The 13,931-nt window shown below is 75.2% G+C and carries 9 protein-coding genes; 5 read left to right on the plus strand and 4 right to left on the minus strand.

The window, feature by feature from the left end:
• The first annotated feature begins 57 nt into the window (after window positions 1–57).
• The 5 genes from QE401_RS02965 to QE401_RS02985 are packed head-to-tail and all read left to right on the plus strand — an operon-like array spanning window position 58 to window position 8,578.
• On the plus strand, window positions 58–1,716 hold the full coding sequence (locus QE401_RS02965) for an ATP-binding cassette domain-containing protein (protein WP_307136777.1): 1,659 nt from the start codon (window positions 58–60) through the stop codon (window positions 1,714–1,716).
• Complete coding sequence (locus tag QE401_RS02970) at window positions 1,713–3,830, plus strand: ABC transporter ATP-binding protein (protein ID WP_307136778.1); 2,118 nt, start codon at window positions 1,713–1,715, stop codon at window positions 3,828–3,830. Before QE401_RS02965 ends, QE401_RS02970 begins: the two co-directional genes overlap by 4 nt.
• On the plus strand, window positions 3,827–5,179 hold the full coding sequence (locus QE401_RS02975) for an HlyD family type I secretion periplasmic adaptor subunit (RefSeq protein ID WP_307136779.1): 1,353 nt from the start codon (window positions 3,827–3,829) through the stop codon (window positions 5,177–5,179). The genes QE401_RS02970 and QE401_RS02975 overlap by 4 nt, the downstream gene beginning before the upstream one ends.
• Entirely contained in the window at window positions 5,169–6,407 is a 1,239-nt protein-coding gene (locus tag QE401_RS02980; protein ID WP_307136780.1) for an ABC transporter substrate-binding protein, read from the plus strand. The genes QE401_RS02975 and QE401_RS02980 overlap by 11 nt, the downstream gene beginning before the upstream one ends.
• Window positions 6,404–8,578, plus strand: a complete 2,175-nt coding sequence (locus QE401_RS02985; protein WP_307136781.1) for a sensor histidine kinase — start codon at window positions 6,404–6,406, stop codon at window positions 8,576–8,578. Before QE401_RS02980 ends, QE401_RS02985 begins: the two co-directional genes overlap by 4 nt.
• Window positions 8,579–8,615: 37 nt before the next feature.
• Here the strand turns inward: QE401_RS02985 and QE401_RS02990 are convergent, their stop codons facing one another.
• From QE401_RS02990 to QE401_RS03005, 4 genes are all read right to left on the minus strand, one after another.
• The gene (locus tag QE401_RS02990; RefSeq protein WP_307136782.1) at window positions 8,616–9,623 is read right to left on the minus strand and encodes a siderophore-interacting protein; all 1,008 of its coding nucleotides are present in this window, start codon (window positions 9,621–9,623) and stop codon (window positions 8,616–8,618) included.
• Window positions 9,624–9,728: 105 nt separating this feature from the next.
• Entirely contained in the window at window positions 9,729–10,853 is a 1,125-nt protein-coding gene (locus QE401_RS02995; RefSeq protein ID WP_307136783.1) for an ABC transporter substrate-binding protein, read from the minus strand.
• Window positions 10,850–11,713: an alpha/beta hydrolase gene (locus tag QE401_RS03000; protein WP_307136784.1), complete on the minus strand. Its 864-nt coding sequence runs from the start codon at window positions 11,711–11,713 to the stop codon at window positions 10,850–10,852. The genes QE401_RS02995 and QE401_RS03000 overlap by 4 nt, the downstream gene beginning before the upstream one ends.
• Complete coding sequence (locus QE401_RS03005; RefSeq protein WP_307136785.1) at window positions 11,710–13,917, minus strand: TonB-dependent siderophore receptor; 2,208 nt, start codon at window positions 13,915–13,917, stop codon at window positions 11,710–11,712. Before QE401_RS03005 ends, QE401_RS03000 begins: the two co-directional genes overlap by 4 nt.
• Window positions 13,918–13,931: the final 14 nt, after the last annotated feature.

Raw genomic sequence — 13,931 nt, forward strand, 5'->3', positions numbered from 1 at the left:
CCAATCTGGGCGATTGCGAAATTCGCGTAGAACCGCCGCGAGACCGAGCCGCCCCGCATGCCCAGCCAGACCGCCCGCCGCCCGAGCCTGCCCGATCTGCTCCCGTCGCGCCTGGCCGGGCTGGCGGTGCCCTTCGCCGCGCTGCAGCTGAACCTGCTCTCCCTCGCCGTGCCGGTCGCGGTGCTGCATGTCTATGACCGCATCGTGCCGAATGGCAGCAGCCAGACCCTGCTGGTGCTGCTGGCCGGGCTCGGCCTCGCCCTGCTGCTGGAGGTGGTTCTGCGCGCGGCGCGCGGCGCGCTGCTGGCCGGGCTGACGGCGCGGGAAGAGCATGCGGCGCGGCAGGGGCTGGTGGCCGGGCTGCTGGCCGCCCGCCCCGCCGCCCTGCGCGCCCTGCCGCCGGACGCCCTGGCCGAGGCGCTGGCGGCGCAGCGCACCCTGCGCGCCGCCGCGGCGCAGCGCCAGCAATGCCTGGTGGACCTGCCTTTCGCGCTGCTCTTCCTCGGCCTCATCGTGGTGATCGGCGGCCGGCTGGTCTGGGTGCCGATGGCCGGCATCGCGCTGTTCCTGCTGCTGGCCTGGGCCACCGGCCGGGCGCAGGACAGGGCCGCCGCCCGGCTGCGCGAGGCGACGCGGCCGCGCGACGCGGCGCTGCAAGGGATTTTCGCGCAGCTCGGCGGCGCCAAGCTGCTGGGGGCGGAGCTGGCGCTGCTGGCCCGGCTGCGGCCGCTGCAGCAGGAGCAGGCCACGGCGCTGCGCCCGCTGCTGCAGCACGCCGCCTTCCAGCGTGAGCTGGCGGCGCTGTTCAGCCAGCTGCAGGTGGCGCTGATGATCGGCGTCGGCGCGCTGCTGGTGCTGGATGGGCGGCTCTCCATGGGCGGGCTGGCCGCCTGCACCCTGCTCTCGGGCCGGGCGCTGCAGCCGCTGCAATCGGCGCTGGCGGCGATGCAGGGCTGGCACGAGGCGCGCGCCGCCGCCGCCACGCTGCGCCAGCTCTCGGCGCTGGCCTGCGAGGACATCGCCGCCCCGCCCGGCGCCGCGCCGCAGGGGGCGCTGCAGCTGCGCGCCCTGCGGCTGGACCGCGCCGATGGCACGCCGCTGCTGCGCGAGGTGACGCTCGACCTGCCGGCCGGCGGCATGGCGGTGATCCGCCCCGGGCGGCAGGGCGAGGCCTCGCTGCTGCTGGCCGCCCTGCTCGGGCTGGAGGAGCCGGCGGCGGGCGAGATCCGCTTCGGCGACACCCTCTTCGGCCCGCACAACGCCCCGGCGCTGCGCCGCCAGGCGGCGCTGGTCGGGCGCGAGGCGCCGCTGATGGAGGGCAGCCTGATGGAGAATTTGACCGAGTTCGGCGATTCCGAGCGCCAGGCGGAGGCGCAGTATCTCTGCTTCCTGCTCGGGCTGGAGGCGGCGGTGAAGCGGCTGCCCGGCGGCTATGAGACGCGGCTGGATGCCAGCGGCCGCAACCTGCCGCCGCAGATCCGCCAGAGCCTGGGGCTGGTGCGGGCGCTGTCCGGCCGGCCGCGCCTGCTGCTGCTGGACGAGGCGGAGGCGACGCTCGATGCCACCGCGCAGCTGCGCCTGGCCGGCTTCCTGAAGCGGCTGAAGGGGCGCGCCACCATCGTCGCCGCCAGTGGCAGCGCCGCGCTGGAGAAGCTCGCCGACCAGCGCTGGGTGGTGCAGGAGGGGCGGCTGGTGCCGCTGGTGCCCGGCCCATGACGACACTGCCCTTCTACATCCCCTCGGCGCCGCTGGCCGCCTCCTGCCCGGCGGGGGCGGAGGCGCTGCCGGTCGGGCTGACCGGGCTGCTGAACAGCCTGGGCTGGGTCGGCCGGCCGGAGCAGGTGGCCGAGGCCGCCGGCAATCTCTCGGCCGGCCTGGCCGGCGCGCCGCTGGATTTCGAGCGCTGCTGCGCCGCCGCCCAGGCGCTGGGCCTGGAGCTCGCAGTCACCCAGCTGCGGCTGGCGGAGGCGCTGCGCCTCGGCCGGCCCGGCCTGTTCGAGGCGCCGGGCGAGCCGGTCTGCGTGCTGATCCCGGAGGAGGGCGGCGTCACCTGCCTGGACCCGGTCAGTGGCGCCACGCGCCCGCCCCCGGCCACGGCGCGGCGCGGCCGCTTCGCCCAGCTGGCGCCGGCGGCGCAGGAGGGGCTGGCGCGCTGGCGCGGCCTGCTGCGCGGCGCCGCCGGCCAGGCGCTGCTGCTGCTGGGCGGGCTGACCCTGGCCAGCAATGTGCTCGGCATGGCGCTGCCGCTGTTCAGCATGGCGGTCTATGACCAGGTGCTGGCGGCGCGCGACATCGCGCTGCTGCCGCCGCTGGCGCTCGGCGCGGCGCTGGCGCTCGGGCTCGATGCGCTGCTGCGGCTGCTGCGCAGCGTCGCCCTCGGCCATCTGGCGGCGCGCTTCGAGCTGCGCGCCGGGCTGGAATTGCTGGCGGCGCTGCTGCGCCTGCCGGCCGAACTGCTGGACCGCACCCCGCCCGCCGCCGCCGCCGCCCGGCTGAACGAGGCGCAGGCGCTGCGCGGCTTCCTGTTCGGCCCGCTGGCGCTGGCCTGCCTGGAGATGCCCTTCGCCCTGCTCTACCTGCTGCTGCTGGCGGCGCTGTCCGGCTGGCTGGTGCTGGGGCCGCTGGCGGTGCTGCTGCTGGGCGGCGCGCTGGCCTGGCAGCTGCTGCGCCGCGGCCAGGGCGCGGCGCGCCGCCAGGCCGAGGCCGCCGCCGCCTTCCAGGCGGTGCAGCGCGAATTCAGCGGCCTGCTGCCGGAGATCAAGGCGCGCGGCCAGGAGCCGGTCTGGCTGGAGCGCTTCCGCCAGGCCTCCGCCGCCATGGCCGAGGCCGGGCTGGCCGAGGCCAGGCTGCGCGGCCTGGCGCAGAATGCGGCGCAGGGGCTGACGACGCTGGCCGCCGTCACCACCCTGGGCGCCGGCGCCGCGCTGGCCATCCACCAGACGCTGAGCATCGGCACGCTGGTCGCCGTCATGGCGCTGGTCTGGCGCATGCTGGCGCCGCTCTCCAGCGCGCTCGGCGCCATCGCCCGACTGGCCGAGCTGCGCGGCGCGCAGCGCTCGCTGGAGGCGCTGATGGCGCTGCCGCCCGAGCCTTCTGCCGCCAGCCGGCCCTCGGCCGCCAATGCGCGGCTGGGCAGCGCCGGGCGGCTGACCCTGTCGCAGCTGGTCGTCACCTATCCGGGCGCCGCCGCGCCGGCGCTGAACGGCGTCTCGGCCGAGCTGGCGGCGGGGCAGCGCGTCGCCGTCACCGGCCCGGGCGGCGGCGGCAAATCGACCCTGCTGCGGCTGCTCTGCGGGCTGGCGACGCCGCAGATGGGCGCGGTGCTGCTGGATGGCATGGATCTGCGGCAGATCGCCCCGGCCACGCTGCGCCGCAGCCTGGCCCTGGTCGCGGCCGAGCCGCCGCGCCTGCCGCTGAGCCTCGCCGCGCTGCTGCGGCTGGGCCGCCCGGCGGCCGAGGAGGCGGCGCTGCGCGAGGCCTGCCGCCAGGCCGGGCTGGCGGCGGCGCTGGACGCGCTGCCGCTCGGGCTCGACACCCCCTGCGACACGTTGCCGGCCGGCTTCCAGGAGCGGCTCTGGCTGGCCCGGCTGCATCTGCTGCCGGCCCGCGTGCTGCTGCTGGACGAGCCGCCCTGCCACGATGCCGACAGCCGCGCCGCGCTGCTGGCCGAACTGGACCGCCGGCGCAGCGAGAGCACCGTGCTGCTGGTGACCCACCAACCCGAACTGATCGAGGCCTGCGACCGCGTGCTGGTGCTGCAGCAGGGGGCGCTGGCCTTCGACGGCACGCCGCGCGCCCTGGCCGAGCGCCTGGAGGCCAGCCGCCGATGAGCACCGCCCTCAGACCCCACGCCCCCACCGCGCTGCTGGCGCGGCTGCTGACCGGCGAGGAGCGCATCACCGCCGCCAGCCTGTTCGAGGCGCGCGGCGTCAGCCGCCTGTCGCTGGCCGTCATCGGGCTGATCGGCGCCGGGCTGTGCGGCGGGCTCGGCTGGGCGGCGCTGATGCCGGTGGCCGAGATCACGGTGAGCTCGGGCGAGGTGATGCCGGCGGGCTCGGTGCAGCATGTGCAGCATCTGGAGGGCGGCATCCTGGCGCGCCTGCTGGTGGCCGAGGGCGATGCGGTGGAGGAGGGGCAGCTGCTGCTCGAACTCTCCGCCGGCCTCGCCGAGCCGGAGCTGGCGCAGCTGCGCTCGCGGCTGGCGGCGCTGACGCTGCGCAGCGCCCAGCTGGCCGCGGCGCTGCAGGACCGCGACGAGCTGCCCGGCGGCGCCGCCGACGCCTATCGCGACCTGGTGGAGAGCGAGGGGGCGATGCTGCGTGCCCGCCGGCTCAGCCATGCCCGCCAGCGCGAGGTGCTGGAGCGGCAGATCGAGATGCGCCGCGCCGAGATGGCGACGCTGGAGAGCCAGTCCGCCTCGATGCAGAGCCAGATCGGCTATCTGCGCGAACAGGTGAATGGCCGCGCCGACCTGGTCTCGCGCGGGCTGTCGCCGCGCTTCCAGCTGCTGGAATACCAGCGCGAGCTGGCGCGGATGGAGGGCGCGCAGAACGGTCTGCGCCAGGATGCGCTGCGCCTGGCCGAGGCGCTGGGCGAGGCGCAGTCGCGCCTGGCCGAGCTGGAGAGCCGCTACCGCGCCGAGCTGATCAGCGAGCTGGGCAAGGTCACCGCCGACACCGCCGAGCTGCGCCAGGCGATCCAGCGCGTCGAGGACCGGGTCGGCCGGCTGCGCATCACCGCGCCGGTGCGCGGCACGGTGCAGGGGCTGCAGACCCGGACCATCGGCGGCGTCATCGCCCCCGGCACCACCATCCTCGACATCGTGCCGAGCGACGGGGCGCTGCGGGTGGAGGCGCGCATCTCGACCCGTGACATCGGCTATATCCGCCCCGGCCAGCCGGTCGCGGTGAAGGTGCTGACCTATGACTACACCCGCTTCGGCAGCATCGCCGGCACGGTGTCGCGGGTCTCGCCCTCCTCCTTCCGCGACTCCCAGGGCACGCCCTTCTACAAGGCCGAGATCGCCCTGGCGGCCGACCATGTCGGGCAGCGGCCGGAGGCGCGCATCAGCTCCGGCATGACCGTGCTGGCCGATATCCGCACCGGCGAGCGCAGCCTGCTGAACTACCTGCTGGCGCCGATCTACCGCTCCCTCGACGAGGCCTTCCGTGAACGCTGAGCGATCTCCGCCCGCCGGTCCGCTGGCCGGTCCGCTGCCGCGCCGCGCGCTGGGTGCCTGGGCGGGCGCGGCGCTCGCCGGCGGCCTGGCGCCGCGCCGTGCCCGCGCCCAGGCGCCGATGCCGGTGCTGGTCGGCATCGATGCCGAGTTCGGCGTCGCCAGCAGCGCCGCCGCGGACGCCATCCGCCGCGGCGCGCTCTGCGCCATCGAGGAGATCAACGAGGCGGGCGGGCTGCTCGGCGGCCGCCCGGTGGAGCTGGAGCTGCGCGACAATCGCGGCAGCCCGGCGCGCGCGGCGCGCGCCTTCCTGGAGCTGGCGGCGCTGCCGGACATGACCGCGGTGCTGGGCGGCCAGCTGGCGCCGACGGCGCAGGAAATGGCGGGGCTGGCCAACCGTCTGGGCCTGCCGCTGCTGCTGCCCTGGTCGGCGGTGGAGGAGATCCGCGACCCGGCGGTGCCGGAGGACCAGGTCTTCCGCCTGTCGATGCGCGACCGCTGGGCGATGCAGCGGCTGCTGGCGCGCGCCACGCAGCGCGGCTGGCGGCGCCTGGCGCTGCTGGTGCTGAACAATGCCTGGGGCCGCAGCAGCCATGCGGCGCTGCTGGCGGCCGCGCGGCAGCAGCCCGACGCGCCGGAGATCGAGGTGCTGTGGCACAACCTCACCGATGAGGGCATCCTCGACCAGTATATCGGCCTGCGCCGCGGCAGTGTCGATGCGGTGGTGCTGGTGGCGCTGGAGCGGCAGCTGCTGGCGCTGCTGCGCCGCATGGCCGCGCTGCCCGAGACGGAGCGCCTGCCGCTGCTGTCGCACTGGTCGATCTTCGGCAATGCCGCCTATCCGCGGCAGATCGACGCGCCGCTGGCGGTGCTGGATGTGGAGGCGGTGACCACCGTGCTGCCCGGGCGCCTGGCGGCCGCGCAGCAGGAGCGCGCGCTGCGCACCGCGCGCCGCCTGTTCGGGGTGGAGCGGCTGTCCGACATTCCGGCGCTGGCCGGCTTCGTGCACAGCTACGACCTGGTGCACATCCTGGCCCGTGCCGTCGCCCTCGCCGGCGAGACGCGGCCGGCCGGGCTGCGCGCCGCGCTGGAGGGCGTCACCGACCATGCCGGGCTGCTGCGCCACTATCCGCGCCCCTTCGCGCCCGGCCGGCACGAGGCGCTGGGGCTTGAGGATGTGCGGCTGGGCCGGCTGCGCCCGGGCGGGGTGTTCGAGGAGCTGGCGGTATGAGCCCGGCCAGCGCGCCGCCATCGCCCGGCGCGATGGGGCGGCTGCTGCGCCGGCTGGGCCTGGCGCGGCAGATCATGCTGCTGACCGTGCTGCTGGGCCTGGCGCTGGTCGGCGTCACCGGCGGCATCAGCCTGGCCTTCATCCATCACCATCTGCTGGAGGATGTGCGGGAGAAGGAGGAATCGCTGGCCGCGCTGCAGGCGCAGCGCGTGGCGCTGCAGATCAACGCCATCGCCGCCAATCTGGTGATCCTCTCCTCCAGCAGCCTGGCGCAGACGGCGGTGGTCGACAGCGTCGGGCGCGAGACCTATTTCCTGCCGCTGCTGCAGAGCTATGGCCTGACCGAGGGCGTCGCCATCGGCCTCTATGATTATGAGGGGCAGCGCCTGCTGCATGGCCGCGACCCGATGCCCGAAAGCTTCCGCGGCGCGCGCTGGATCGAGCGGGTGATGCACGGGCTCGGCCAGGCCGGGCTGCACACCGCGCCGGACGGGCCGCGCCTGCTGGTGGCGCTGCCCGTGGTCAGCCCCTTCACCCGGCTGACCGAGGGCATGCTGGTGGCGCTGATCGACGGCGAACGGCTGCTGCGCAGCCAGCTCACCGCCTCGCCCGAGCGGCGCTTCTCGCTGGTCGCCGAGGGCGAGCCGATCGCCGCCATCGGCGCCTCGCCGCCGCTGGAGGAAAGCCTGCGGGTGGAGCAGCCCCTGCCGCTGGAGACGCCGCTGAACCGGCTCTGGCTCGGCCTGCGCATGGAGCATGACCGGCGCGCCGCCCTTGCCCCGATGGTGGAGCTGTTCCGCCTGCTGGCCGGGATCGGCGGCGCCGTGCTGCTGGCGATCTTCGGCATCGCCCTGCTGCTGGGGCGGCGCCTGGCGCGGCCCCTGGTGCGGCTGGCCGAGGTGGCCCGCGCGGTGACCGAGACCGGCGGGCTGCGCCATGCCGTGCCGCAGGGCCAGGCCGGCGAGATCGGCGTGCTGTCGGAAGCCTTCCGCGCCATGCTGGCGCATCTGGAGGCGCTGCACGACACGCTGGAGCAGCGCGTCGCCGACCGCACCGCCGAGCTGCACGCGGCGCAGCGCGAGGTGGCGGCGCAGGCGGCGCGGCTGCACGCCATGTTCGAGCAGGCGATCTACCCGATCCTGATCCTCGGCCCCGGTGAGATCATCGAATCCGCCAATCCGGCGCTGCAGCGCCTGCTCGGCTTCAGCCCGCAGGAGATCATCGGCCGGCCCTTCTCCGCCCTCGTCGCCGGCGATCTGCACGCGCTGCGCGCGGTGGAGACCGGCGATGGCCAGCCCGCCGCCCGCGCCACCTGGGAATTCGACGGCCGGCACCGCAAGGGCGGCGTGGTGCCGCTGGAGATGGCGCGCAGCGAGATGGTGATCGAGGGCCGCAGGCTGGAGATGGCGGTGCTCTGCGACATCAGCGAGCGGCGGCGCGTCGACCGGCTGAAGGACGAGTTCGTCTCCACCGTCAGCCATGAGCTGCGCACGCCGCTGACCTCGATCCGCGGCTCGCTCGGCCTGGTCGCCTCCGGCCGGCTGGGGCCGATGCCGGATGCGGCGCGGCGGCTGCTCGACATCGCGCTCGGCAACAGCGAGCGGCTGGTGCTGCTGGTCAACGACATTCTCGACATCCAGAAGATCGAGAGCGGCAGCATGACCTTCGACATGGCCGAACTCGACCTCGCGGCGCTGCTGCGCCAGGCGGTGGAGGCGAATGAGGCCTATGCGCGCCAGCACGGGGTGCGCTTCGGCATCGCCGCCAGCCCGGAGGAGGGCTGGGTGCGCGCCGATTCCGGCCGCATCATGCAGGTGCTGACCAATCTGATGTCGAACGCCGCCAAATTCTCCCCGCGCGAGGGCGAGGTGGCGCTGACCCTGAAGCGCGAGGCCGGCTGGCTGCGCCTGGAAGTCGCCGATCACGGCCCCGGCGTGCCGGAGGAGTTCCGGCCCAAGCTGTTCTCCCGCTTCGCCCAGGCGGATGGCTCCGACCGGCGGGCCAAGGGCGGCACCGGGCTCGGCCTCGCCATCTCCCAGGCGCTGATCGAGCAGCAGGGCGGCCGCATCGGCTATGCACCGCGGCCCGAGGGCGGCAGCCTGTTCTACTTCGCCCTGCCCGAGCTGGCGGAGATGCCGCAGGCCCGCGCGGCCGCGCGCGCCGGGGGGTGAGCCGGCGCCCCCCAGCACAGCCGCTGTGGCGGCGGCTTCAGTGCTCCGGCTGTGCCGCGCCCTCGGCCAGGCCCTCGCGCCAATAGGCGGCGGCGCGGAACTGGCCGCGCGGCAGGCGCGGATCGGCGCCCCAGCGCTCGCGCAGGGCGCGCGCCGTGCGCGCCTCGCAGGCCGCCCAGGCGGAGACGGCGCCCTGCTCCGGCCAGGGCGTCGCGCACACCGCCTGCAGCAGCGGGGCGCCATGCGCGGCGCCATCGCGCGGCAGCCAGCGCAGGCTGAAGCCGGGCGGGTGGCGCAGTGGCTGGAGCTCGGCGGCATCCGCCACCTCGATCAGCGCCACGCCCTGCGCCGCCGGCGGCGCCGCCTCCAGCACCCGGGCGATGGCGGGCAGCGCCGTCTCATCCCCCGCCAGCAGCGACCATTCCTGCAGCGGGATGGTGCCGCCGCCCGGCCCGGTGATGCCGAGCCAGTCGCCCGGCCGCGCCCGCGCGGCGAAGCGCGAGCCGGGGCTGGCATCGCCATGCCGCACGAAGTCGATGTCGAGCTCCCCGGATGCCGCGTCGATGCGCCGGATGGTGTAGGTGCGGCGGGTCAGGGCGCAGCCCTCGAACACCGCCTGGCCGCTGGGGCTGAGCACCGGCCAGCGCGGCTCGTCCTGCGCGCCGCCGCCGGCGCCGTCCTCGGGGATCAGCAGCTTCACATGCAGCATCTCGGCCTCGAAGCGGCCGAGGTCAGGGCCGGCGAAGGTCAGGCGCCGCATGCGCGGGGTGATGTCGCGCGCCGCGCGCAGCCGCAGCGCGCGGAAATTGTGCGGCCGGCCATCCGCCGCCGCCGCGCCATCGCCCCGCCAGACGATGCCCAGCGCCTCGCCGGGGGCGAAGGCGTCGAGATGGCCGGCGACCGTCGCCTTGGCATCCGCCAGCCGGTCGGCATCCTCCGCCTCGATGCGCAGGGCCAGGCCGTCCGGCTCCAGGGCGCAGCGTCGCCGCGCCGCCGGGGAAGGCGATGTGCCGTGCCTCCGGCGTGCCGCCAATGGCCAGCCCATGGCCCGCCATATGGTCGCAGAACCGGGCCAGCAGCGCGCCGGGCGTGGCGGCGCGGGCGCGGGCCTCGGCGGTCATTCGGGTCATGCGGGCTCTCCTCGCGCGGCTCAGGGCGTGGTGGCGGCCGGCAGGTCGACCCAGAGGCTTCCCTCCAGCTTCACCGACAGGAAGCGTTCGTTCAGCGCCGCCAGCGTGGCGGCGGGGTCGAGATCGGCGCAGCGTTCCGGATGCAGCCAGCGGGCCAGGGCCTGCAGCATCAGCAGATGCGCCGGCGTGTCGTTGAAGCCGTGCCAGATGGCGTGGGCGCGGCCCTGCCGCACCGCCGCCAGCCGGTCCAGCTTCTCCCGCCGTACCACCTCGGCCAGCGCGTCCCGCGCCGCCTGCGGCGTCACGCCGGGGCCGAAGGGAATGCCGCCGCGCCCGGCATAGGGGCCGCCGGTGGCCAGATAGACCTGCGGCTCCCGCCCCAGCACATATTCCAGCGCCAGCTCCCCGGTGCTGCCGGGCAGCAGGTCGGCGCCGATATTGTGGCCGCCGGCGAAGCGGATCATCGAATCGAAGGCGCCCTGGCCGGGGGAGGAGCAGCAGGGCGTGCCGCCGGCATGGGCGTGCACCAGGATCGTCGGGCGCTCGGCGAGGCCCGCCAGGCGCTCCGCCACGGCCTGCCGCCCCTCGGCATAGAAGGCGTCGAAGGCGCGGGCCCGCTCCTCCAGCCCCAGCGCGCGGCCGAGCAGCGCGATGCTGGGCCGGGTGTTGCGCATCGGGTCGTCGAAGAAATCGATCGCCATGCCGGGAATGCCGAGCGATTGCAGCCGGTCCGGCAGGGTCGGGCCGAGGCGGCGCAGCGCGCCGGGGCTGAACACCACGAGGTCCGGCGCGGCGGCGATGATGCCTTCCAGCGACAGGCCCTCGCCCTGGGCGCGGGCCACCACCGGCACCGCATCGGCGGCGGGGAAGCGGGCGCGCAGCGCGGCATAGTCGGGCGGGTTCATCCGCCGCAGATCGTCGCCCCAGCCCACCACCAGCGAGACCGGGTCGGGATGCAGCAGCGCCAGCGCCAGCACGTGGCGGCCCTGCACCAGCACCAGGCGGCGCGCCGGGCGCGGCAGGACGAGCTGGCGCCCGGCGAGGTCGGTCAGCGCGATCGGCGCCTGGGCGCGGGCCAGGCGGGGTGCGGCGAGCGGGACCAGGGGCAGCGGCGCCAGGCCGCGCAGCAGGCTGCGGCGGTTCATCGGGCAGGCTCCGGCAGAAGGGGGGAGGGGGCGAAGGCGAAGCGCAGCGCCCGGGCGATGGCCGCGCTGCGGACCGAGCCGTGATCCTCGCCGGCGAATTCGACATGGCCGGCGGTGAGACCGCCGGCGCGCAGCGTGGCGACCAGGGCGCGGGCGCGGCCGGCCATGTCGCGCCCGGCGCGCAGCGCGGCGCGGGGATCGGTGGAGGCCGAAGCGGCGTCCGGCGCCGCCTCCAGCCCGCCGGTGGTGACCAGCAGCGCCGTGCCGGCCGCGGTGGGCGGCGGCGCGGCGGCGAAGGCCTCGGCCTCTGCCAGGAGCGCGCCCTCGCCCCACCAGAGGGAGGGGCTGGCGGCGATCAGGCGGGCGAAGAGGCCCGGGCGGCGCAGCAGGGCGTGCACGGCAAACAGCCCACCCAGCGAATGGCCGAACAGGGCAAGGCGGGCCGGATCGACCGGCCAGCGCCGCGCCAGCTCCGGCAGCAGGGCGTGCTCCAGGAAGTGCAGGAAGGCCGCGGCGCCGCCGCTGCCCTCCGGCCCGCCCGGGATGGCGGGGGTGTAGTCGCGCAGCCGCGCGGCGGGATCGAGCGGCGCCGCCCCGCCATGGCCGAGCCCGATCACCAGCCCGGCCGCCGCGTCGCGCGGCCGGTGGGCCAGGGAGGCGGCGGCCTCCGCCGCCGTCGCGAAGCCCGCCTGGCCATCCAGCAGCAGCAGCACCGGATAGCCGGCGGCGGGCGGCGGCGCCTCCGGCCAGGCGGCCAGGATGCGGTGGGTGGCGGCCGGCTCGCCCGCCGCCCGCATCTCCCACCAGCCGCTGCGCGGCAGGCTGACCGGGGGAAGCGGAAGCGGCGCCGGGCCCGTCACCAGCGCGCCCGCACCGAGCCGAGGATCATCCGCCCCGTGCCGTAGTAGCAGGCGGTGGAGGCGGAGCAGCTGGCCACGTAATCCTTGTCGGCGATGTTGGAGGCGTTCACCGCCAGCTCGACGCCCTGGGCGCGCTCGAAGCGGGCGCCGAGATCGTAGCGCAGCGCGGCGTCGAACAGCGTCACCGCATCGACCTTGAAGGTGTTGGTGTCGTTGCCGTAGGTCGAGCTCAGATAGCGCGCGCCGCCGCCGAGCGACAGGCCGCGCAGCGGGCCTTCATGGAAGCTGTAATTGGCCCAGCCGCTGGCGATGTGGTTGGGCACCTGCGGCACGCGGCTGCCGGCGACGCCCGGATTGTTCGACTTGGTGATCTCGGCATCGATGTAGGAATAGGCGCCGATCAGGTCGAGATTGCTGGTCAGGCTGGCGCGCCCTTCCAGCTCGATGCCGCGCGAGCGGATCTCGCCCTGCGGCACATTGTAGGTGAGGTAGGTCGGGTCGCGCGTCAGCACATTCTGCTGGGTGATGTGGTAGGCGGCCAGCTGCACGAAGCTGTTCATGCCCGGCGGCTGGAACTTCACGCCGACCTCATACTGCTCGCCGGTGGTCGGCTCGAAGGTGCCGCCGCCGCGCTGCGGCGCCTGGGTGCCGGTGTTGGGCAGGAAGGAGGTGGAGTAGCTGGCATAGGGCGCCAGCCCGTTGTCGAACAGGTAGAGCGCGCCGACGCGCCAGGTCACCCGGTCGTCGAATTGCGAGCTGGTGGCGAGATCCGCGCCGCTCGCCTGATGCGTGGTGCTGCCGATGCTGGCGCGGTCATAGCGCAGCCCGACATTGAAGCGCCACCTGCCGAGCGCGATCTGGTCCTGCGCATAGACGCCGAGCTGGTCGAGATTCTGGTTGGTCAGCCCCGCGGGGCCGGTCCAGATCTGCGGGATCGCCTGGTAGTAGACCGGCGCGAAGAGGTCGAGCGAGGGCGCGCTGCCGAGCCCCTGGCGGGCGCGCGCCGAGGTGCGCTGCCAGTCGAGGCCGAACAGCGCGGTGTGGCGCAGCGGGCCGGTGGTGAAGCTGGCCTGCGCCTGGTTGTCCAGCGCGAAGGCATTGGCGTGGTCGGAGACGAAGGTGGCGCCGCGCGTCGCGGTGCGCCCATCGGCGCCGACCGAGCGGATCGAGATGACATTCACCTCGGCATCGATGTGGCTGTAGCGGAAATTCTGCCGCAGCGTCCACACATCGTCGAGCCGGTGCTCGAGCTGGTAGCCGATCGCCGCCTGCTCGCGCGTGTATTTGTCGAAGGCCGGGTCGCCGCCGAAGAAGCCGCGCGGCAGCCGGCCATTCGGGTTGGAGAGCGCCGAGCCCGTGGCGGGGACGAAATTGTAGAAGCCGCCCTGCGGATCGTTCTGGTAGGAGGCCAGCACGGTGAGGGTGGTGCTGTCATCCGGCCGCCAGGTGATGGCGGGCGCGATGGCGATGCGCTCCTCCTCGGCATGGTCGTACTGGGTGTTGGCGGTCCGCGCGATGCCGGTCAGGCGGTAGGTGTAGCGGCCATCCTCGGTCAGCTTGCCGCCGAGGTCGAAGGCGGTCTGCATCAGCGCGTTGCTGCCGGCCTCCAGCCGCACCTCGTTGATGTGGTCGGCGCTGGGGCGGCGGCTGACCAGGTTCACCAGCCCGCCGACGCCGGTCTGGCCATAGAGGACGGAGGCCGGGCCGCGCAGCACCTCGATCCGCTCCAGCAGCCAGGGATCGGTGGCCGGCACGCCGAAATACAGGCCGCGGCCCTGGCGCAGCCCGTCGAGGAAGTTGACGAAGGCCGCGCTGGTGCCCTGGCCGCCGAAGCCGCGCACAAAGACGCTGTCATAGCGGGCGGAGGGCCGCACCTCCGGCAGCACGCCGGCGGTGTAGCGCAGCGCCTGGGAGACGCTGAGCGGCGCCTGGTCGTCGATCTGGTCGCGGGTGACGACACCGACGGATTGCGGCGCCTCGATCAGCGGCGTGTCGGTCTTGGAGCCGGTGGTGGTGACCGGCGCGACATAGCCCGGCGTGTGCTCCCAGGCGCGCCAGGCGGTGGCCTGCACGTCGAGATTGGGCAGCACCACGCCCTCCTCGGCCCCGGCCGCGGGGCCGTTCTGCGCGGCGGCGGGGAGGCTGACGAGGGAGAGCGCGGCGGAGGCCAGCAGGAGGGAGCGCAGCGGGAAGGTCGACATCATGGCATGGCCTCGGC

Source organism: Pseudoroseomonas cervicalis (assembly GCF_030818485.1).
GTDB classification, from domain to species: Bacteria; Pseudomonadota; Alphaproteobacteria; order Acetobacterales; family Acetobacteraceae; genus Pseudoroseomonas; species Pseudoroseomonas cervicalis_A.

What these genes read in the sequence shown, in the direction of transcription:
- QE401_RS02985 (WP_307136781.1), top strand. Translation starts at nt 6,404, where the DNA reads ATGAGCCCGGCCAGCGCGCCGCCATCGCCCGGCGCGATGGGGCGGCTG.
- QE401_RS02970 (WP_307136778.1), top strand. Translation starts at nt 1,713, where the DNA reads ATGACGACACTGCCCTTCTACATCCCCTCGGCGCCGCTGGCCGCCTCC.
- QE401_RS02990 (WP_307136782.1), bottom strand. Translation starts at nt 9,623, where the DNA reads ATGGGCTGGCCATTGGCGGCACGCCGGAGGCACGGCACATCGCCTTCC.
- QE401_RS03005 (WP_307136785.1), bottom strand. Translation starts at nt 13,917, where the DNA reads ATGATGTCGACCTTCCCGCTGCGCTCCCTCCTGCTGGCCTCCGCCGCG.
- QE401_RS02975 (WP_307136779.1), top strand. Translation starts at nt 3,827, where the DNA reads ATGAGCACCGCCCTCAGACCCCACGCCCCCACCGCGCTGCTGGCGCGG.
- QE401_RS02965 (WP_307136777.1), top strand. Translation starts at nt 58, where the DNA reads ATGCCCAGCCAGACCGCCCGCCGCCCGAGCCTGCCCGATCTGCTCCCG.
- QE401_RS02995 (WP_307136783.1), bottom strand. Translation starts at nt 10,853, where the DNA reads ATGAACCGCCGCAGCCTGCTGCGCGGCCTGGCGCCGCTGCCCCTGGTC.